This is a genomic window from Nostoc sp. (assembly GCF_036917195.1).
Taxonomy (GTDB): domain Bacteria; phylum Cyanobacteriota; class Cyanobacteriia; order Cyanobacteriales; family Nostocaceae; genus Nostoc.
Genome location: NZ_JBALDG010000093.1, coordinates 119,185 through 140,366 on the forward strand (window position 1 = coordinate 119,185; position 21,182 = coordinate 140,366).

Annotated in this window: 14 protein-coding genes; 6 read left to right on the forward strand and 8 right to left on the reverse strand. The window is 40.8% G+C overall.

Annotation, left to right across the window (positions count from 1 at the left end; translation table 11 throughout):
* The first annotated feature begins 38 nt into the window (after positions 1–38).
* From V7K40_RS31740 to V7K40_RS31755, 4 genes are all read left to right on the forward strand, one after another.
* Positions 39–794 (forward strand): PPC domain-containing protein, encoded by a 756-nt coding sequence (locus tag V7K40_RS31740; RefSeq protein ID WP_334966852.1) that lies wholly within the window; start codon positions 39–41, stop codon positions 792–794.
* A 414-nt stretch (positions 795–1,208) separates the two neighbouring features.
* Entirely contained in the window at positions 1,209–2,024 is an 816-nt protein-coding gene (locus V7K40_RS31745) for a peptidylprolyl isomerase (protein WP_334966853.1), read from the forward strand.
* Positions 2,025–2,124: 100 nt separating this feature from the next.
* A complete protein-coding gene (locus V7K40_RS31750) occupies positions 2,125–5,064 on the forward strand; it encodes a peptidase domain-containing ABC transporter (RefSeq protein ID WP_334966870.1) in 2,940 nt (979 codons plus the stop codon).
* A 576-nt stretch (positions 5,065–5,640) separates the two neighbouring features.
* Positions 5,641–7,143, forward strand: coding sequence for an HlyD family efflux transporter periplasmic adaptor subunit (locus V7K40_RS31755; RefSeq protein ID WP_334966854.1), 1,503 nt, complete (start codon positions 5,641–5,643; stop codon positions 7,141–7,143).
* Between the two features lie 66 nt (positions 7,144–7,209).
* Here V7K40_RS31755 and V7K40_RS31760 read toward each other — a convergent pair whose 3' ends face one another.
* Both V7K40_RS31760 and V7K40_RS31765 read right to left on the reverse strand, forming a co-directional pair.
* Complete coding sequence (locus tag V7K40_RS31760; RefSeq protein ID WP_334966855.1) at positions 7,210–7,833, reverse strand: Uma2 family endonuclease; 624 nt, start codon at positions 7,831–7,833, stop codon at positions 7,210–7,212.
* 98 nt (positions 7,834–7,931) lie between these two features.
* Positions 7,932–8,744, reverse strand: coding sequence for a class I SAM-dependent methyltransferase (locus V7K40_RS31765; RefSeq protein ID WP_334966856.1), 813 nt, complete (start codon positions 8,742–8,744; stop codon positions 7,932–7,934).
* Positions 8,745–9,203: 459 nt separating this feature from the next.
* Between V7K40_RS31765 and V7K40_RS31770 the strand changes: the two genes are divergently transcribed.
* Positions 9,204–10,625, forward strand: a complete 1,422-nt coding sequence (locus V7K40_RS31770; RefSeq protein ID WP_334966857.1) for an AAA-like domain-containing protein — start codon at positions 9,204–9,206, stop codon at positions 10,623–10,625.
* 5 nt (positions 10,626–10,630) lie between these two features.
* A complete protein-coding gene (locus tag V7K40_RS31775) occupies positions 10,631–12,229 on the forward strand; it encodes an AAA-like domain-containing protein (protein WP_334966858.1) in 1,599 nt (532 codons plus the stop codon).
* A 90-nt stretch (positions 12,230–12,319) separates the two neighbouring features.
* Here the strand turns inward: V7K40_RS31775 and V7K40_RS31780 are convergent, their stop codons facing one another.
* From V7K40_RS31780 to V7K40_RS31805, 6 genes are all read right to left on the reverse strand, one after another.
* Positions 12,320–13,132 (reverse strand): response regulator, encoded by an 813-nt coding sequence (locus V7K40_RS31780; protein ID WP_334966859.1) that lies wholly within the window; start codon positions 13,130–13,132, stop codon positions 12,320–12,322.
* A 72-nt stretch (positions 13,133–13,204) separates the two neighbouring features.
* Positions 13,205–14,428, reverse strand: a complete 1,224-nt coding sequence (locus V7K40_RS31785; RefSeq protein ID WP_334966860.1) for a hypothetical protein — start codon at positions 14,426–14,428, stop codon at positions 13,205–13,207.
* Between the two features lie 215 nt (positions 14,429–14,643).
* Entirely contained in the window at positions 14,644–17,124 is a 2,481-nt protein-coding gene (locus tag V7K40_RS31790; protein WP_334966861.1) for an ATP-binding protein, read from the reverse strand.
* 415 nt (positions 17,125–17,539) lie between these two features.
* Entirely contained in the window at positions 17,540–18,985 is a 1,446-nt protein-coding gene (locus V7K40_RS31795; protein WP_334966862.1) for an ABC transporter substrate-binding protein, read from the reverse strand.
* A gap of 12 nt (positions 18,986–18,997) precedes the next feature.
* Entirely contained in the window at positions 18,998–20,482 is a 1,485-nt protein-coding gene (locus V7K40_RS31800) for an ABC transporter substrate-binding protein (protein ID WP_334966863.1), read from the reverse strand.
* 293 nt (positions 20,483–20,775) lie between these two features.
* On the reverse strand, positions 20,776–21,182 hold a 407-nt coding region (locus tag V7K40_RS31805), incomplete at its 5' end, for a hypothetical protein (protein WP_334966864.1).

Here is a 21,182-nt window from a genome sequence, read left to right on the forward strand (position 1 = left end):
TTTGACCAAAACACAATCAATATTTTAAGGAGAAAAAAATGACTACTCGAGACCTTGGTTCATTAGGTAGCGCCCCTCGTTCCTTTAATACCTTCAATCTAAATTCAGTTGAACCCACAGATGTCTTTAAGTTCTCAATCGGCAGCACCAGAAACATCAACTTGTCTCTTAACAACATTAGCACTGGTGATGATGCCGACCTGAGACTGTTTCGGGACGTTAACGGTAATGGTATATTAGACGCTACTGACCGAGCCAGTGGACTTGTTAGCAGTTCCGCTAGGGGAAGCAACCAAGATGACGCGATTAACGTTAGAGCCAACGCAGGTACTTATTTTGCCGAAGTATCTCGCTTTGCTCCAGGTAGTTCGGGTGATGTTTCTTATGATTTAGACTTGTCTGCAACTACACCCACTTCGACAGCTGATTACAGCAACCTTCTGCCAAGGGAATTTGTACTTGGTAACCTGTCAGCTGATGTCACCCGTTCTGGTAACATCAGTAACACTAACACCGCAGATGTTTACAGCTTTTCTTTGGGATTATTTCGGGGTGTCAACATTAGCTTGACTGGACTTAGCGCTGATGCTGACATCCGACTTATTCGGGACTCTAATAACAATCGCATCGTCGATGCAGGAGATGAAGTTACACGTTCTGCTAGGGCTGGTACTACGTCAGAGTTGATTTCAAACATTACCCAATCTGGTGACTACTTCTTGCAGGTGAATCAATTCTCTGGCAGTACTGCCTACACTGCGACTTTCGACCAGTTCAGCACCCCTTTTGCTTAAGTTTAGGCATCGGTAGTGATGAGTAGTACTTGAAAGCATTGTACGGCAATGCTTTCAAGGGTATGCAAATCATGCAAGCGGCAGAGAATCATACCTGAACTTTGCCGCTTTTATTCCCCACTCTAGATAAAAAAATTACATCAGACTTAACTAAATAACTATCTGGTGATTACTTCCTACCAGTCGATCAATTCAAAGGTAGGACTAATTACACTTTGACTTTTGACCACTTCACCACCACTGAAACTTAAGTTTAGGCATCAGTAGTGATGAGTGGTACTTGAAAGAATTGTACGGCAATGCTTTCAAGGGTATGCAAATCATGCAAGCGGCAGAGAGTTATACCTAAATACCGCTTCATTGCAAAAATTATAGCTGCACTCATCAAATATTTCAACAAAATAGTATTCAATTATGACGATAGCTTTACAAATAGGCGATGTCTATAACGGGCGTAGCAGCAGCACTGCTTTACCTACAGAAATTATTTCCTTCTTGGCTAGTTACAACCTGATTCCGCAATTGTTATCTCAGACCATTATTGAATCTGCGATGTCTACGACGGGCTACGCCAACGCACCCATCACCTGCACACAAGCAGAAACATCTCATGCTCTAGAGCAATTTTATCAGCAATGGGATTTGACAACCAAGCAAAAAATCCAAGATTGGTGCTTACGTTACGGTCTGACTCAAGAACAATTAGAACTTTTGGCAACCAGAAAGCTGAGAGTAGAAAAGTTCAAGCAAGTAACTTGGGGACATCAACTAGAATCTTACTTTCTCAAATACAAAAGACATTTTGATAAAGTCATTTATTCTTTAATTCGGACTGAAAATAGAGGAACTGCCAACGAGCTATTCTTCCGAATTACAGAAGGAGAACAGTCATTTGCTGAACTAGCGCATGAATATTCTCAAGGCCCAGAAGCTGATACAAATGGCATTATTGGCCCAGTAGAACTTGGTACTATCACCCCCAATTTTGCTCAGTTACTTTGCACAAGTCAAGTGGGTATAGTTCAAGCACCCGTTCCCTTTGGAGAATCATGGGTGATTGTTCGTGTGGAAAAGTTTATCACTGCCCAGTTGGACGATTTTATGCGTCAACGATTGTTGCAAGAAAATTTTGAAACTTGGTTTAAACAGCAACTGAATCAACTCTCACCAGAAGAAAAAACCTGGATGGGAATCAACACCAAACCAGCACAGGTTAACGAAGCTGCATAGGGTAAAGGGAGGAACTGCATACTCCTACGGAGAAGTAAGCTACGCGCAGTGTCTCGCAGAGAAGAAAGAAGGAATAAAAATTAAAATACGGTGCAAGATGATGACAAATACAACGGTTGATATTCAAGAATTTATTGCTGATTTGTTTCCTTTCAATTATCTATCACCAAACGTTTTAGAAAATTTGCTCAACAAGGTGCAATTCTTCCGCTACCGGATCGGTCAGGTAATAGTAGCACGGGAAGCTATGCCCGATCAAATTAGCATTATTTACCAAGGACAAGCGCGTTTATTAAGCTACAATTCCCAAGCACAAAATCCGGCGACACTGAAGTTACTCTCACCAGGAGAGGTTTTGGGTTGGGTAAGTCATGTGCGGGGTATTGCATCTGAAACTGCGATCGCTTCTACTGAAGTTATCACCCTCAATCTACCTATTGCTGGTTTTCTAGCGTTACTCAAACAGGAAGAGGCTTTTGTCCAAGCGTTGCAAAATAAAATTACTCTTTTAGAAGTGTATGAACTGCTCACCGAAGAACTCAGCCGTCGCGCGGATGGGAGCAAAAATTTAATTAAGCTTGCCCAGACTGCAACTGAAGTTGCTATCATCCGAATAATCCCTGCACGCAAAGTCTTTCGCCAGCAGTTGGACTCAGAATTTTTGTGGTTAGTCAGCAGTAATTTTGATCCTGAGTTCCCTGTGGGGAGTCGCTTAGAGTTAGATGAACTCAACCCCAAGCTGAAATTTAATACAAATATGCGTCTGGTGGGATTACCCAAGTCAATACTTGGAGAAAATCTCGCCCCCACACCAAAAACATTCTTACCCGCAGAGATTCCCTACGCCTCAGAAATTACTTTCACAGAAGAACCAGCAGCTAAGGGTAAACAAAAGAAGTATCCTTATATCCGGGGTAGAGGGCCGCTGGATGCTTCCCTAGCTTGCTTCCAGATGTTGAGCCAATACTTTAATATTTCCTGGCGCAGAGATACACTGCAACGGGTGTTGACAAAGCAGCAAGAACACAAAGGTAGTATATCTCTGCAATTTTGCGCCGCCGCCGCCGAGTTGATGGGGTTGACAACACAGATGGTGAAAGTTCCCGCCACCACAGTCGGCCGCTTGCAACTACCAGTTATGATTGCTTGGCAAGATAGTTTTGCCATCATCTATAAAAATAGCAATCAAGAGTTGCTGATTGCTGTTCCAGAGATGGGACTACTGCGCTACAAATTACGAGACTTTGCGGAAAACTGGGGGGCTGAAGGAGAGGTACTACTGCTACAAACCACCAAAAATACTCCCAAAGCGCGGTTTAGTTTGAGTTGGTTTGTACCCTCACTGCGGCGCTACCGCAAAGTCCTAATTGAAGTACTGATTGCTTCCATTGTTATCCAAGTGTTTGGGTTGGTAAATCCTCTCGCCACGCAGGTGATTATTGACAAAGTACTGGTTGGTAACAGTCCTGATACCTTGGAAGTTTTCGGCATCTTTTTGCTAGTAGTGGCGGTAATCGAAGCAATACTCACCAGTGTCCGCACTCATTTATTTACAGATACCACCAACCGAATTGACCTTACCCTTGGTTCTGAGGTGATTAATCACCTGTTGCGTCTGCCATTATCTTACTTTGAACGCCGTCCTGTAGGGGAATTGGCAACGCGAATTCACGAACTGGAAAACATCCGCTCTTTCTTAACTGGTACAGCTCTAACTGTGGTGATGGATGCGGTGTTTTCTGTAGTTTATATTGTGGTGATGGCGATTTACAGCCCAGTGCTGACCTTAGTTGCTTTGGCAACAGTGCCGTTGTTTGGTTTGCTCAACTTGATGGTATCACCTTTAATGCGGCGACAATTGCAAGAGAAAGCAGAATGCAATGCCGAGACGCAATCTTATTTAGTGGAAGTGATGGGGGGAATGCAGACAGTCAAGGCGCAAAATTTAGAAATGCGATCGCGTTGGCAATGGCAAGAACGCTATGCTCGTTACATCAGCGCTGGTTTCAAAACAGTCTCTACCCAAACTACCGCCAGTTCTGTTAGCAGTTTTCTCAACAAGTTTTCTAGTATGTTAGTGCTGTGGGTGGGAGCTTTTCTCGTCCTGAATCAGCAACTCACTTTAGGACAACTCATTGCTTTCCGCATCCTGGCTGGTTATGTCACCAGTCCCTTGTTACGCCTGATGCAACTTTGGCAGAACTTCCAAGAAACCGCTCTATCTCTGCAACGCCTTGCTGATATTTTAGACACTCCCCAAGAAACAGAAATCGGCAACTGTCAAAATATCCTGATGCCCAGTATTCAAGGTAGTGTCCGCTTTGAAAATCTCAGCTTCGGTTTCCGCGAACACGGGCCATTGCAACTGTCCAATATTAACTTAGATTTTCCTGCTGGCTCCTTCGTGGGAATTGTTGGTCAAAGCGGTTCCGGTAAAAGCACACTGCTAAAATTATTACCCAGACTTTACGAACCCAAGTCCGGCAAAATCTTGATTGATGGCTACGATATCAGTAAAGTAGAACTCTATTCCTTACGTCGTCAAATTGGTATGGTGTTACAAGATACTTTACTATTCGATGGCACAGTCCGCGAAAATATTGCCTTGGGATATCCTGATGCTAGCGATGAAGAAATTATTACCGCTGCCAAGGTAGCATTTGCCCACGACTTTATTATGTCTTTACCCAGTGGCTATAACACCCGTGTGGGCGAACGAGGTTCAGGACTGTCCGGGGGACAACGCCAACGAGTAGCGATCGCTCGTACTGTTCTGCAAAATCCGCAATTACTGATCCTTGATGAAGCTACCAGTGCGCTGGACTACAATGCTGAAGCCCAAGTCTGCGGTAATTTAGCGAGAGCTTTCCAAGATAAAACAGTGTTTTTCATTACTCATCGCCTCAGCACAATTCGCAATGCCGATGTCATTTTGATGATGGATCAAGGTGCTGTGGTAGAACAGGGAACTCATGAACAATTGATGGCGCTCAAAGGTTATTACTACTGTTTGTATCAACAACAAGAAGCAAAAGTTTAGTCATTAGTCATTTGTCAGCAGTAAATATTATTGCTTCAACTTTAAATAATGAAACTTCAAGCTTAAAACTCGACACTTCAGCCCCAGAACTCGCAAGTTGAGCCTTTTTACTTGAATGTTGAGCCTTTGAACTCGAAAGTTGCACCTTTTTGCTTGAACGTTGAACCTTTGAACTCGAAAGTTGCACCTTTTTACTTGAACGTTGAGCCTTTGAACTCGGAAGTTGCACCTTTTTACTTGAACGTTGAGCCTTTGAACTCGGAAGTTGAGCTTCTAAACCAATACAGTTCAGTTAAGCATTTCTCTCTTCTCTCTGTGTTCTCTGCGCCTCTGCGGTTCGTTAAAAAAAATTGACTTTAGACAAAGAGGTATAGCCTTAACCCAAGCGTATTAGCTTCTGAACTCGAAACTTTAATCTTAGTACTCCAGGACTTACGCACAAGTAACAGAAAATCGAACCACAGAGAACGCAGAGAACACGGAGAAAGAAATAAGAGTCATAGAGATTTTTTGCGTAAGTCCTGTACTCCTAACTCAGCACTCAACAATCAATACTCCCTAATCCCCCATTCCCCAATGAATATTCAATATAAATTTGATCAACCAGTACTTTTACAACAGACTTCTACTTGGTCACGAGCGATCGCCTGGAGTATTGTTGGAGTTAGCACCTTCACAGTAATTTGGGCCTCGGTGTTTCAAATTGAAGAATCAATTCATGCTACAGGCAAGCTAGAACCACAGGGTGCAGTGAAAGAAATTCAAGCTCCAATCAATGGTGTTGTCAAGGAGATTCTAGTCAAAGATGGTCAGCGAGTCAAAAAAGGTGAAACACTCGTTAGCCTGGAAAAAACTACTTCTGAGGCGGAGCTAACTTCATTAAAACAAAGTCGCGCGGCTCAGTTGCTTGCCAAACAGGCGCTAGAGCAAGAAAACGAATTTTACCACCGTCAGCTTCAAGGGAAAATATCAATACAAGAAGTGGCACAGCAAACTGCTCTGTTGAAAATTAAACCAGAACTAGCCTTGTTGACCAAGAGCCGAGCAGCCATTATTGCGGAAAACCAGTTGTACCGGACACAGTTAAATGGTGTGACTGCTGGAAGTCCTCTCACAAGAGAGCAACAATTACGCTTGCAAAATCGCCAAATAGAATTAAAATCACGTTTAGCCACAGCTAATTTAGAAACGGGACAGACACAACAGCAATTTTTCCAGACTCAAGCGCAGTTAGCTAGTGCAAAAGAGTTGCTGACAATAAATCAACAAATTCTCCATAAGTTTGAACCTCTAGCGCAGCAGGGGGCAATCTCCCAAGTACAATACTTGAAACAGCAACAAGATGTCAGCACCAAACAATCTGAAGTGATCCGATTGAATAGGGAACAGCAGCGATTACAATTAGCGATCGCCCAATCGAATGAAAAATTCCGCAATACTGCGGCACTGTCTCAAGAAGACTTACTAGCCAAAATTACAGATAATGACAAAAACATTGCCCAAATTGATAGCCAATTAACCAAGGTAATTGTAGATAATCAGAAACGCATCTATGAAATTAATGGTCAGATTGGTGAAATTGATAGTAAGTTAATTCAAGCACAACAAACCCTGAAATATCAGAAAATTATTGCACCTGTAGATGGAACTGTCTTTGAACTCAAAGCCAAAACAGCAGGATTTGTAGTTAATTCCAGCGAACCGCTCTTAAAACTCGTTCCTAGCGATAACTTAATTGCTAACGTATACATCACCAACCGCGACATCGGCTTTGTCAAAGAAGGGCAACAAGTCGATGTGAGAATTGATTCCTTTCCCTTCCAAGAGTATGGCGATATCAAAGGCGAACTAGTTGAGATTGGCTCTGATGCCTTACCTCCAGACCAAGTTTATAATTTCTGGCGTTTTTCCGCAAAAGTCCGCCTACATGGGCAGAAGTTACTGATTAATCAGCGTCAAATTCCATTGCAATCAGGGATGTCCATTAATGCTAATGTGAAATTACGTCACCGCACCATTATGAGTATCTTCACCGATTTCTTAGTGCAAAAGACTGAAAGCTTAAAGTCTCTCCGCTGAACAAAATCGTTTTTTACAGCAGTTTTCAAGCATGAAACCCAGCATCCCATAAGTATGTGCGATCGCCTATTTCTGAAGGGCCTGTTGAAAAGTCTTTATCGCCTCTACGTGATTCACCATATTGATGCAACGTAACAACAAATCTAGATCGATTCCTTTCACCTCTTCACTACTAGAAACCTTTTCATAGTGAAGTGTATTCCCTTTTCCCTGCAGATGATAGACTTCTAGGACACCATCTTCCCAAAACCACACTTCCTTGATCTTCAACCGCTTGTATGCGTCCAGTTTGTTGATGCCGCCACTGGAAAACACCACCTCGATCGCCAGATCGGGTAGCATCCGACTAGGAGAAAGTTTATAAGATTTATCTGCCTCTGACTTGACGGCGACTGTTTCACTTTCCAGAGTCATTGAGCCAGTTGGAGTAAAATCAAACCCTGCCATGAGCAGATAAAGCTCTAACAAAGCACCGATCCTTTCTTTAACAGTTTCCTGGGGTTCTCCAGGCATTCGTCGTATCTCCAGAACTCCATCCAGAAAAGAGAGCCGATATCCTGGACGGTCTAACAATTGCTCAACTGCTTTGAACTCTCTCCAGGTCATTCCCTTAAACAGAAAAGGTGATTCTTTTTTCGGTGTTGCGTAGACGCTTTGCGGCTTGTCGTCAGACATCGTTGCTGGGGTCATTTGAGTCTCCAGTTTGTTTCCAGATTAGAAATAATCAGGTTTGGAGGGCTATCGTTTCATTATTCTACCTGCACTGAGGTAAAGTGCTTGTTTTGTCCTTACCTTTCTAGCTTCCGGCCAACCATATACCACAAACCCACGGCATAGGGAATGTAATTGAGTTCTGTAAAACCTGCTTTGGCAAACTCGTACTCGAAGTTGAAATGGATAAAGTCATCCAACCACGGTTCTTGAAAAGAAGCGCTCAGGGCGTATTCACCACGATAGGTGTCAGCGTATAGTACCCAACCTCCGGGTTTGGTGATCCGGTACATCTCCTTAAGAATCTTAGGCGTCCACTCTTTAGGCGTCTCGTGGAAGAGTAGTGATGACGTGACAAGATCAAAGGAGTTGTCAGGGTAACCAGTGTTACGGGCGTCCACCTGCTCAAACTCAGCCCGCTCACTAAATCCAGCCTTGTTAAACTTGTGCTGACTAATCACCAGCATATAAGGCGAAACATCAGTAACGCGAAAAGTGGCCTGGGGAAACCGCCGTGCTAGAGCCAGCGCTCCATCAGCCGTACCTGCACCAAGCTCTAGCACTGTCTCAATTTGAGCGTCTTCAGGAATTAGTTCAGCCATTTTCTCGCGCAATTGCTGGCAACTAACATTGTGGCTGAGGGGAATAATCGCATCCATAGCAGCATCCCAACCTAAGCACGATTCAGGGTTGGTGTAGGAATCGCTTATCCCATGAATGGGAGCGTGGATGTAGTCAGGGTAATATTCATGGTCGGTACGGTAGCCTTTGAGTTCCTCTGCCCAATTAATTGAGGCATATTCCTGCATTACTGAGGGCATCGCTGCGGTAATGCGTCGAATTACCTCAGTTCGATAGGCTTGTTTTTTCTCTGCGTTCCATCTCGGCATAAATGAACATCTCCTACTTACACTCGTTGCTAGCGTTTCTCGACTCCAACCTGGGAACGAGAAATAAACTGCAAATACAATATAGTCTAGCCTCAATTGGGATGAGATCCATAGGATGCTTGGCAGACTGTTAATCGTGAAGATGATGCCACGTATAAGTTGCCTGTTATTTTGTTCAGCTGGGAAATGTCAAAATTTCAAGTTACTCTGCGATCGCTTTCTTCTGTTGTAGGAATAGAAAGCAGGTATTTGAAAACAGGTCGCAGCCAATGACCGTAATATACCTTACTTAAGATTTACTTTATACATAGCCTCTAAGTTCTAATTTTTTGACATTCGCTTATATCTGAGAATGGCAGATGGAAATGAAGTTAACTGTTTAAATTTAAGTAAATAACCAAAAAAGGATGAAAAATTCCGCTAAAGTCTTATTTAAAACAAACTTTATTCTTTTTACAAATGAATATAGAAGAAGCATTAGCAATTTTAGATACATTTCTTGAACATGGCTTAAGTGATATTCAGGAAATAGTATTTCGTAAAGCTTGGGAAGGACAAACTTATCCAGATATCGCCGAAAGCTGTGGTTATGATGCCAATTATATAAAAGATGTTGGTTCTAAGTTATGGAAGTTACTTTCACAGGCTTTCGGGGAGGAGGTGACAAAAAGTAATTTTCGGTCAGTATTGAGACGGCAATCGCAAAGTAGCGTTTTGTCAGAAAAACTACAAAGTGTGCCAGTAGTCTTGAAACAGTCTCAGCAAACAATCACAGCGAAAGATGGGATATCAGCGTCTTCTTTGGTGATAGAAAAGCAAGACGAGAGAAAAACCCCAGTTTTTAATCCCGACTTCTTAGAAAATCCTGGTGGCTCAGTGCCGCTCAATTCCTTTTTTTACATAGAGCGTCCGCCAATTGAAGAACGCACTTATGCCGAAATCAATAAACCTGGAAGCCTAATCAGAATCAAAGCCCCCAGCAAAATGGGAAAAACATCCCTAATGCACAGAATTCTTACTCATGCTAAACAGACTGGGGTACACACCGTACAGATCGGTTTACAAAGAGCAGATAGTCAAGTTTTCACTAGCTTGGAAAAATTCTTACGATGGTTTTGTGCTAACGTCAGTCGGCAGTTGAACCTAGAGATCAGACTGGATGATTATTGGGATGAAGATATTGGCAGTAAAGTTAGCTGCACATTGTATTTACAGGAGTATTTGCTGGAGAAAATCGACGCTCCGGTAGTCTTAGCTTTGGATGAAGTGAATCGGATTTTCGAGTATCCACAAATCTCTAGCGACTTTCTCCCGCTACTGCGCTCCTGGTATGAAGATGCTTCCGAATTAGAAATCTGGCAAAAACTCCGACTAGTAGTAGTTCATGCCACTGAAGCTTATATCCCCTTAGATATTAATCAATCCCCTTTCAATGTAGGACTACCGATTAAGTTACCAGAATTTAGTTTAGAGCAGATGCAGGAATTGGCAGTGCGTCATGGATTGGATTGGGCCAAAGGTGAGAAAGGATTGCAAAAGCTGGCTCCTTTACTAGCGATGATTGGTGGTCATCCCTATCTAGCTCGTCTGGCTCTTTATAACTTGGGACATCAAGCAGTAACCTTAGAGCAGCTACTAAAAGAGGCTCCCACAATTGCCGGCATTTATAGCAACTATTTACGGCATCATCTCGCAAATCTCCAAGAACATCCAGAACTCGCGACAGCACTCAAACGGGTAGTTACCTCTCCAACAAGTGTGCAATTAGAAGCGATCGCTGCCTATAAATTAGAAAGTATGGGTCTGGTAAAACTTGAAGGAAATCAAGCAGTGTCTAGCTGTGAGTTATATCAGCTGTATTTCCGAGAGCAATTAACCTAAACGTTATGAATAAGTACGAATATCAAATTGGCGGCAGTCTCAAAGTCGATGCTCCTAGCTATGTTGAACGGCAGGCTGACTTTGAACTTTATAATGCTCTAATTAAAGGTGAATTTTGTTATGTATTTAGTTCCCGACAGATGGGTAAGTCTAGCTTGCGATTACAGACAAGGCATCGATTAGAACAAGCAGGCTACAGTTGTGCTTCTATCGATATGACTCGGATTGGCAACGGCAACATTACGCCTGCTCAGTGGTATAAGGGCATAGTGGTTGACTTATTAAGGAGCTTCAATCTCTTTAGCAAAGTTAATTTAAAAGTCTGGTGGTCGGAGCGAGAAGATTTATCTGCGTTACAGCGATTGAGCCAATTTGTTGAAGACATTTTGTTAGTTGAACTCAAAACTGAAAAAATATTTATTTTTATTGATGAAATTGATAGTGTTTTAGGTCTTAATTTCCCTGTCGTCGATTTTTTTACTCTAATTCGCTCTTGTTACAATCAACGAGCAGAAAATCCAGAATATAACCGCCTAACTTGGGCACTCTTCGGAGTCGCAACGCCTTCCGATTTGATTACTGATCGAAACTGTACCCCATTTAATATAGGTAAATCTATTGAACTGCACGGCTTTAACTTATCGGAAGTTCAGCCATTAGCAGCAGGTTTAGAAAAAAAAGTAGCTAATCCAATGGCAGTTATCAAAGAAATTTTGGCTTGGACAAATGGTCAGCCATTTCTCACTCAAAAGCTCTGTCAGATAGTGGTACAAGAAAGAAACTCTGGAAGCAAGGATATTCAAGAGCAGAGATGTCTAGAAGTTGATGAGCGTTATAAATTGGATAATCATTTACCGATTATTAATCAACATCTGATAAATTTTTATTACCAATTTCCATTGTTAATTTTAGAAAAACTAGTGCAAACGCATATTATAGAGAAATGGGAAGCGAAAGATGATCCAGAGCATTTAAAAACAATCCGCGATCGCCTGCTAAGAAATGAGCAGCGTGCTGGAGGTTTGCTGGGACTGTACCAGCAAGTTTTACAAGGGATTCAGATAGCTTGTGATGATGGAGAGGAGCAAATAGAACTACTATTGTCGGGATTGGTAACTAAGCAGCAAGGACAACTAGTAGTAAAGAACCGCATTTATGAAGAGGTTTTCAACCAAACTTGGGTAGAAAAACAATTAGCAAAATTGCGACCCTACTCACAAGTATTGAATGCTTGGGTAGCCTCAGAACACCGTGATAATTCACGACTATTACGCGGGAGAGCCTTACTTGAAGCTCTAGCTTGGTCACAAGGCAAAAGCTTGAGTGATTTGGATTATCAGTTTTTAGCAGCTAGCCAAGAGTTTGATCGGCGACAAGTTGAGACATTGCTAGAAGCAGAACGAACTAAAGAAGTTAAAGCTAGACTGCTTCAAGAGCAAAAAGCAGCTAGATTTCAAAGATTATTTTTCATCGGCGCATTCGGTTGGGCATTGATAGTTGTTTTAGGGTTGGGGATGGTGACTTTCGAGTATAAAAAGCACTGCCCAGCGATCTCAAAGCAATTACTAGATCAACTATGGACTAAACGCAATATTAGTAAATAGTAAGATATAGCAACCTGAATCATTTATGAAAAAGAAGATCCCTGACTTGATAAAAGTTGTTGGAAATCTGCGGTTTTAAATTCTCACAAATCAAATAGAATTCCTATAGTAGGCACTAGTACATAAATATTGCTGATCTTTGAACTCTAGATAACTAAAAGTTATTTTTACATGTAGATTTCGACCATCTTGAGTTCGGTGAATAGATTCAAAGCTAGAAGAATCTTTTTCTTTAAGTTCTTGCCATTGTGAGTGCCAAGTTTCTGCGGGAAAATTTGGATCAATATCGTGAACAGTCATGGTTAGCAATTGTTCGCGAGAATAACCCAAAACATGGCAAGCTGCTTCATTTACATAAACAAGCTGGGCATTCAAATTCACAAAAAAAATCGGATCTTTAAACCTGTCTAAATAAAATTGGCTTAACCGCAGTGCTGATTCTGCTTTTTGGCGATCGCTAATTTCCTGTTGCAAGAGTACATTTTGCTCAGTAAGTTGCTTTTGTAGCTTTCGGATAGTCAAATTATTTTCTACACGGGCAAAAACCTCTTCTTCACTAAAAGGTTTGGTAATATAATCCACCCCGCCGACTGCAAAAGCTTTAACTTTGTCAAATACTTCATCTAAAGCGCTAATAAAAATCACCGGAATATCGCGGGTTTTTTCCGAAGCTTTCAAGTGTTGACAAACTTCATAGCCATTCATTTCTGGCATCATGATATCAAGCAAAATTAAATCCGGCGGCGCAGCTTGTGCTGTTTTCAAAGCTGTTGATCCATTAATCACTCTCCGAATTTCATACCCAACCTGAGTTAGCATGGCAGATAAAAGTCGTAGATTGTCGGGTGTATCATCTACAACAAGAATATTTGCTTTTGGTAACTGAACTTGATTGTTATCCATATTTATTAGAACTGATTTATAAAACTAAATATTAATAAGTATCAAAAAGAAGAAGCTATTATCTGGATGTTGTTAGTCATTTGGTTGAGAATATTTAGTGTGAGCGTTCCCTGGCTCATTAGTTGTAGAATTTTTAATATCTTCTACCGCTTCTTGTACCTCTGGCAAAATTTGTTTTGCATCCTCTATGATTTCTTTTACTTCTGGTGCATTAGTTCTTACAAAATTAGTTGCTTGATGAATATCTTCTCTAGATTGCTGAACATCTTCTCTAATTTTTTCTGCACTTTTTTGTAGACCAAAGCTTCCTCCAACTCGTTCGACGATATCATTATCCAAGCGTTCACTAAAACCGACTAGAAATGCAATTGAAAAGTAAAAATAATAATTATATTGTGATGTTTTATTTGAGCTATCACTTTGTTTTGAGGTATTACTTTGTATAGAAGGAAAATTTATAATACCGGAGCCAAGGAGTGCAAAAACGAAGATGCCAAATGCTGTCCCAATCAAGGGCTTGGCAAAACCAACTAGAATAGGAGTAACTGAGCCTACGTATTCGTCTTTGTATTTATAGTCTTGCAGTCGAATTAAGATACTAACTATACTGCCAAAAGCTCCAGATAAGGCAACCATGATGACTAACAGATACTGATTCTGATCGAGCTGAGGTTTTATAGGTGATTTTGGAATATTTTCGTTAGTTATAGATAAATTATCACTGGAATTTGCTGTAGGTGTAGGACTAGGACTTGATCCTACAGGAGTATTTTGATAAAGAGCATCTAAGTGGTATGCTAAAAAATTTACAATCCCAAAGGAAACTGGAATTGCAATCATATATACTGGTATTGCCATTGCCAGACCAATAAGAACTTTGGTTGGTGTAGGCAATTCTCGAACAGAACGCTTGAAAAGATTACCTATCCAACCTAAAGGCTTTTTGCTGTTCAGAAAATACTCAATGCTATATCTGATATTTTTTGCTAAAGTTATTTTTTCTGTCTTCTTCTTTATCAGAAAATCCAAAGCTAAATTAACTGCATAAACCTTTGATTGGAGAGGAATACATTCAGCCAGACTCTGACGTTTGCTTGTTTTAATTACTGAAATGTATTCTCCAAAGCGTTGTAATAAAACAATTTGTTTTGCAAGTTCATCTTGAATCTGCTCATTTCTTAAATCTAATTCTGGTAATTGTAGTTGATTATTTACCTTGATAATGAGGTCATTAATATCTTGTTCTAGCTTATTAAGAAGATTCTGGGATTGTTCATGGCTATGTTTATTAATCATTAATTTATCCTCTTTTTTTTAGCAATTATGTAATTAATTTATATCAATTTAATTAAATAGATATTGAAGTTTTTAAACTTTAGTATTTACTCAGTTCCAAAACTTGACTTTGACAAAAAGTTATAACTTTAACTAAACTGTATTGATTTATATCGTCACGGTATGACTTATCCTCAATCGTCTCACCTCTTAAGATTCACTTTATAAATCATTTCTTATGGTTGTGTTAAATCAATAACTTTATCAATCCGAAAGTTATTAACCCAATTAGACAGAGTGTTTGCCAAAAGAGCAGATTCTTCAGGAATTTGCTCAAGCAAGCTGAAAATCAGCTTTTCATCAGTACACAGTGCCGCTTGGTGTAGCTGTGTCACCCACTCAGTGGGCATCTGAGCCAGCATCTCTTCTAATGATAAAAGTTTCAGGTCTGAATTTTCGGCAAATTCATCTTTTTGAAGGGGTTCTTGTTGATATACATAACGCACCCCCAGATATTTAGACATCATATTCAAGATTACTTCCTCTCGGAAAGGCTTACGCACAAAATCGTTACAGCCTGTCGATAGAACTACAAAGCGTTCCTCGTCAAAAGCACTAGCAGTTAGAGCAATGATCACAGTAGCTTGACCCTTTAAATGTGCTTTGATTTGTTTAGTGGCTTCATAGCCATCCATCACCGGCATCCGCATATCCATCCAAATCAAGTGCGGTTCCCAGGTTTCCCAAAGGGCTACCCCTTCTTGACCATTTTCAGCCTGACGCACCTCGAAGCCAAGGGATACCAGCATCCTGACTAGGAGTTGGCGATTTTCCCATTTATCTTCAACTACTAAGATTCGGTATTTTGGTTGATTCGGCTCTAAACCAATTACTCGTCGTTTTAACTGTTGAATCGGAGCTTCAGCTACTTCTGCTAGGCTAATCTGGAGATCAAAAGAAAAAATCGTTCCTTGATCTAAAGTACTGCTAACAGTAATATTTCCTCCCATTAGATGTACAAATTGTTGGCTAATGGTTAGACCCAAACCTGTACCTTGCTGAGATTTTCGACCCGCTTTTGTTTGGACAAAGGGCTTAAACAACTTTTCAATTTCACTAGGTTCAATGCCAGGGCCGGTGTCTTCGACTTCAAAATGAAGCCAGAAGAATGAGGGCTGGGAATTTTTTATTGCTTGTGCCCCTTCTTGCTGCTGTAGTTTACTTTCTTCCTTTATCCTAACTCGCAAACTAGCGCCGCCTTCTTGAGTGAATTTAATAGCATTACCAAGGAGGTTTATTAAGACTTGACGTAATTTACTTTCATCTGTATACACATATTTAGGAACTTCAGGTCTTTGCTCAAACATCAACTGTAAACCTTTAGATTCCGCTTTTATTTTAAACATCTCTTCAAGTGAATCGAGTAGAGTGTACAAGTCAAAGCTGTTGTTATTCAGTGTTGTTAAACCCGCCTCAATTTTAGACATTGACAACACATCATTAATCAAGGTCAGCAAATGCTCTCCACTGCGACTAATAATTTCTAAATGTTCCAATTGAGAAGAATTCATAGAAGAATCGCGGGTCATTAGCTGAGTAAAACCAAGGATGCTATTAAGAGGAGTACGGAGTTCGTGACTCATGTTTGCAAGAAATTCGCTTTTGGCACGGTTGGCAGTTTCGGCTTCTTTAGCTTTTATCTCCAATCTATGGCTGTAATTCTCTAATTGTTCGCCAGAGATTTTTAACTGCCGCGTTAGCCAAGACACTCCAATCAATAGAAATCCCATTGATAATAATCCCACTAACATAATCGTCCCTGCCAATCGGCGAGCCGAGGCAAAGGCTTCTTCCTGGTTCATTTCTACTATTAAGGCAAGGTCTTGGTCATTGAGCCAGTGATATACCCCAATTACTAGCACTCCGGCATAGTTTGGATAAAGTCCTTGGTCACTAATTCCACTCATTGCTGCATCAATACCTTGGCTGCTAACTCCTTTAGAAAAATCCGGTGTTTTATCTTTCTCTTTAGAAATAAAAGCATTTTTGGTTACTAAAGAACCAACCAAATAAGTTTCACCACTATTACCTAAGCCTGTACGTTCTCGGACAATCTGATCTATTCGGTCTAAATTTAAATCAGCTAAGAGAACACCTTGGCGTACCTTGGCTGCATCACGTAGAGGTGTTGCAAAAGTAACTGATGGCTTGCGAGTAATAGGTGAGACATAGAAAATGGGGGCAAAGGAATCTCCTGCCTGAATCTGTTCAATATAGGTGATGTTAGCTGAAATTTCATATTGACCTTCACGCTGCTTATTAGTAGATAAAATAATCCGATTACTCCGATCAATAATATAAATTTCTCCAAGACTTGGCTTGATTTTAGCCATATTTGCAATATAATCTGAGAGAACTTTGTAAGCGTTACGATAATTTGCATCGGAGGCTTTAGAATTTAAAAGGATTTGAAAATTATTTTGTCCCTCTTGAAACTGAGTGACTAGGAGAAAATCTCGTTGTTGGTCTTCAAACCAACGGGTAATTTCTTCCTCTTTAAGAGTGGCAGCAGCACTGAGTTTTTCAAAAGCAGCTTGCTTCAATGCGTCCCTCGCATTGATGAAAGCAAATCCTCCCACTACACCTACAGTTACCAAGGATAGGAATAAGAAGGAACTGGCAACTTTAGTAGTTAAGTGCTGATTCCATAACTTCATATATTTCTTCTTTTAACAAAGTTTGGGGGTTTTATTCCCCTGCTTGTTGTAGCAGCACGAATTGAATGCCTAATTAAAATCCCCGTTACAAAACCTAATTGCTCTCTTCTGGTGCATCCGCTTTGCGTAGCTTGCTTCCCCGTAGGGGTACGCAGCGTAAAACCTTAGGCATAGCAACTGTTAGAGACGCTCTTGCGTTCGCTTAGAGGGAGACCTTGAGCATAATTGCGAATTGGCTTAAAGATATTTCTATTTTTACTATTGATACAGACAGGTTACTCCTTTAGTTAATATAAATAATTATTGATTAAGTAGGTCGGCAGAATAAAACCAAACTATTTTAACAAAAATGAACGAGGCTAAAACCCTCTTCTCTCCTGCTTTATCCCAACGACAAATATTTACGCCCACCTACTTACCATTGAGCAAAAATTTGCTTTATCTGCTTAATTGCCTCATTAGTTGCTTGCTCTGGAGAAATTTTATCTTCAATTATTCGATTAAGAGCTTTTCCCCAGATATTCTCCTCTAAAACTACGCTGTATGCTGGGTTTTGCACATAAGAAAACAGCCGCGTTGAACCCTCTGTCACTGTCTTAACCGCAGTTGAAACGTGTGGGTCGGTTGGGTCTTTCCAATATGGGTCTTGCCAAAGTGTCTTTATGATTGGTAAATTACAGCCTCCAGCAGCTTTAAGATACTTATTTATCACCTCTGATTGAATAAGATATGCAAGAAAATCCAAAGCTTTTTTCTGTTGCTGGGAATCAGCAAACAAAACTGCTTGCCTAAGTGTGAGTATATAACGCATCGGCTTGCCGTTCGGTTTATTGGGAAATTTTAAGATGCCAAGCTTATGACGATAGGTGTTGGGATCTTGGCGGACAGAGCAAGGAATTGAGAGTGTGTTGTTAGGAGTCATCACTACCAGACGGTTGAGCAAGCTGCGATTATTATCTGGATTTAACCAATTGAGTGCATCTGGTGGCACATAACCTTGTTGATAAAATTTGGCATACCAGTCTAAAGCCTGGACAATTTTTTGTCTGACCTTTTGGTCATCGATCAGGAGTTTACCCTTGGAGTCGAGAATTTGCACATCGTATGCTTCTAAAATATGCTCAAAAAAGATATAGGTATCAGAAGCTCCAGTAGAGAAAGGAAAACCTAACCCATAAATATCCTGTTTTTGCTGTTTCGCCCGGAGATTCTTCTGCGCTTGTTTCCAAAACTCCCAAAAACCATCCCAATCTTTGGGGATATCCCTTTCACTGCGACCTATTTGCTCTAGCAAGTCGCGCCAATAAAAGATGTGAACCGTTGACTGATTAATTGGAACTGCATAGTAGCTTCGCTTTTTTGCAGCATTATTATAATAATTAACAGCTTGTAGAGCATACTCAGGATAAAGATTCTTGACTGGCTCAATTACATTCGTTACATCCGCCAGTTTTCCTTCCCAAGCCAAATGCGGATTCAACACTCTCTCTGCGCCGGAACTCATCATGATATCGGGTGGATTACCCACCTGAATGAACCTACGCGCTTTCTGCGGTAATTCATCGCCGATATAGAAGGAAAGCTTGACTTTATTACCAGTTTGTTTTTCCCAGTTGCTCACCAACTCCTGGATTGCTTCATCCTCATCGACAGTAAATCCTTTATCCCACCAAATTTTTAAAACTGTGTTGTCAGTAGAGGAATGGGTTGCTGAAGATTGTTTTAATTTAGAGATGTTAGTACAAGCAATAATTATCAAGCTGAGTGTCAATACGATCAACACATATTTGCGATAAAGGTGATATTGGGGCTGATTCTGAGAGCTTTTAGCAATTTGATTAGCTTTTGTTTTAAATGTCATGTTTGTAAAAGCTCACTGCCATTGGTCAAAAATTTGCTTAATCCGTGCGATCGCCTGATCGGCTGCTTGCTCTGGGGAAATTTGCTCTACAACAATTCGATTCAGAGCCTTACCCCAGACATTATCTTTCAAAACTAGGCTATAGGCTGGGTTTTGGACAATATAAAATGGGCGCGTTGAACCTTTAATTAATGTCTTAGCAGCAGTTGAAATGTGTGGATCGGCTGGGTTTGTCCAAAAAGAGTCTTTCCAATTTGGCGTCATTACTGGTAGATACCGACCTCCAGCAGCTTTAATGTAGTTTCCTATCGTTGATGGTTGAATTAAGTACCTGAAAAATTCCTTGGCTGTCTTCTGGTTTTCAGACTCAGCAAACAAAATTGCGGCATTAACTGCGACTAAATAACGCATTGGCTGGCCATTAGGTTTGTTGGGAAACGGTATAGTGCCAAGCTGATGACGATAAATCTCAGGATTTTGGCGCACAGCCGCCGGAATTGAAAGAGTGGTGTTGGGTGTCATCACCACAGCGTGGTTGAGCAAGCTGCGGTTATTATCTGGATTTAACCAATTGACTGCATCCGGTGGAACGTAGTTTTGCTGGTAGAATTTGGTATACCAATCTAAGCTTTTAACAATTGAGCCTCGCACGTTGGGGTCATCAAGACGAAGTTGACCTTTAGAGTCTAAAATTTGAACATTGTATGCTTCTAAAATCTGCTCAAATATGTAGTATGTATCCGCAGAAGCAACAGAGTAAGGAAAACCTAAGCCGTAAATTTTTGGTTTTTGATTCTGTTTTTGCTGTGCTTGTAAGTCATCTTGCACTTGTTTCCAGAATTCCCAAAAAGCATCCCAATCTTTAGGGATATCTTTTTGACTCCGACCGACTTGCTTTAATAAATCGCGCCAATAGTGAATATGAATTGTTAACTGATTAATTGGGACTGCATAATAGCTGCGACTTTTAGCAACGTTATTATAAAAATGAACAGCTTCTAATACAGTATCAGAATAAAGACTTTTGACTGGCTCAAGAACATCTGAAACATCTGCCAGTTTACCATCCCACGCCAGGTGCGGTATCAACTCCCTCTCAGCACTGCTACTCATTACGATGTCAGGCTGATTATGCGCCTGAAGTGCCCTGTTAGTCTTCTCAGATAGTTCATCGTTAGTGTAAAAAGTCAGCTTGACTTTTTTACCACTTTGTTTTTCCCAGTTGCTAATCAGCAGCTTGAGCGCTTCATCCTCTTCTAAATTAGAACCTTTATCCCACCAAATCCTTAAATCTGTACTTTGATTGGATAACTTATTGACTGAGGAAGGGGATGATTGATATGTGTTGGTGCAAGCAACAATTATCAAGCAGAGGATCAATGCTATGAGTGCATAGCGACGGTTGGTTCGTCTTGGCACTACGGTAAAAGTTTCCTTAGCTCTCTGCTGATTCTTAAAGACTTTAGTAATTTGACTGGCTTTTTTTTTGGATACCACACTTATAGAGCTTATATTTTAACTGTGTAGATATACCCAATTTAATGCCTTTTGTCGCTAACTTGAAACCTAACTGCCATTGCCACTGGTAAGTTATGTCTGATGCATCTATAGCATTTACGTGTCAACCCCTTTAAAAGGGAGGCTTTAAGAGTTCCCTCCTTTTTAAGCTACAGTGTACACACAAGTCGGAAAAACTTCATTCACCAAAGATTTGCGGTGAAGCAGCGCTCTTGGTAGAGTTTCCCGGAGCAGGCGACTGCTGTTAGCGCAGCGTTAGCGACACAGGAGCGTCACCTGTACCCGTAGCGTCGACCATAGGAGAAGGGTGCGTTACGCTCCCGCGTCAAAGCTAAATTGTTGCAATCATGGCAATGCCTGCGGTTCTTGCTAGCCAACGCAAAAGTTATTTCGGGGAACTCATTTGTTATTCCGGGGAACTCATTTGTTATTTCGGGGAACTCATTTGTTATTTCGGGGAACTCATTTGTTATTTCGGGGAACTCATTTGTTATTTTGGCGAACGCATTTGTTATTTCGGCGAACTCATTTGTTATTTCGGCGAACTCATTTGTTATTTCGGGGAACTCATTTGTTATTTTGGCGAACTCATTTGTTATTTTGGCGAACTCATTTGTTATTTTGGCGAACTCATTTGTTATTTTGGCGAACTCATTTGTTATTTTGGCGAACTCATTTG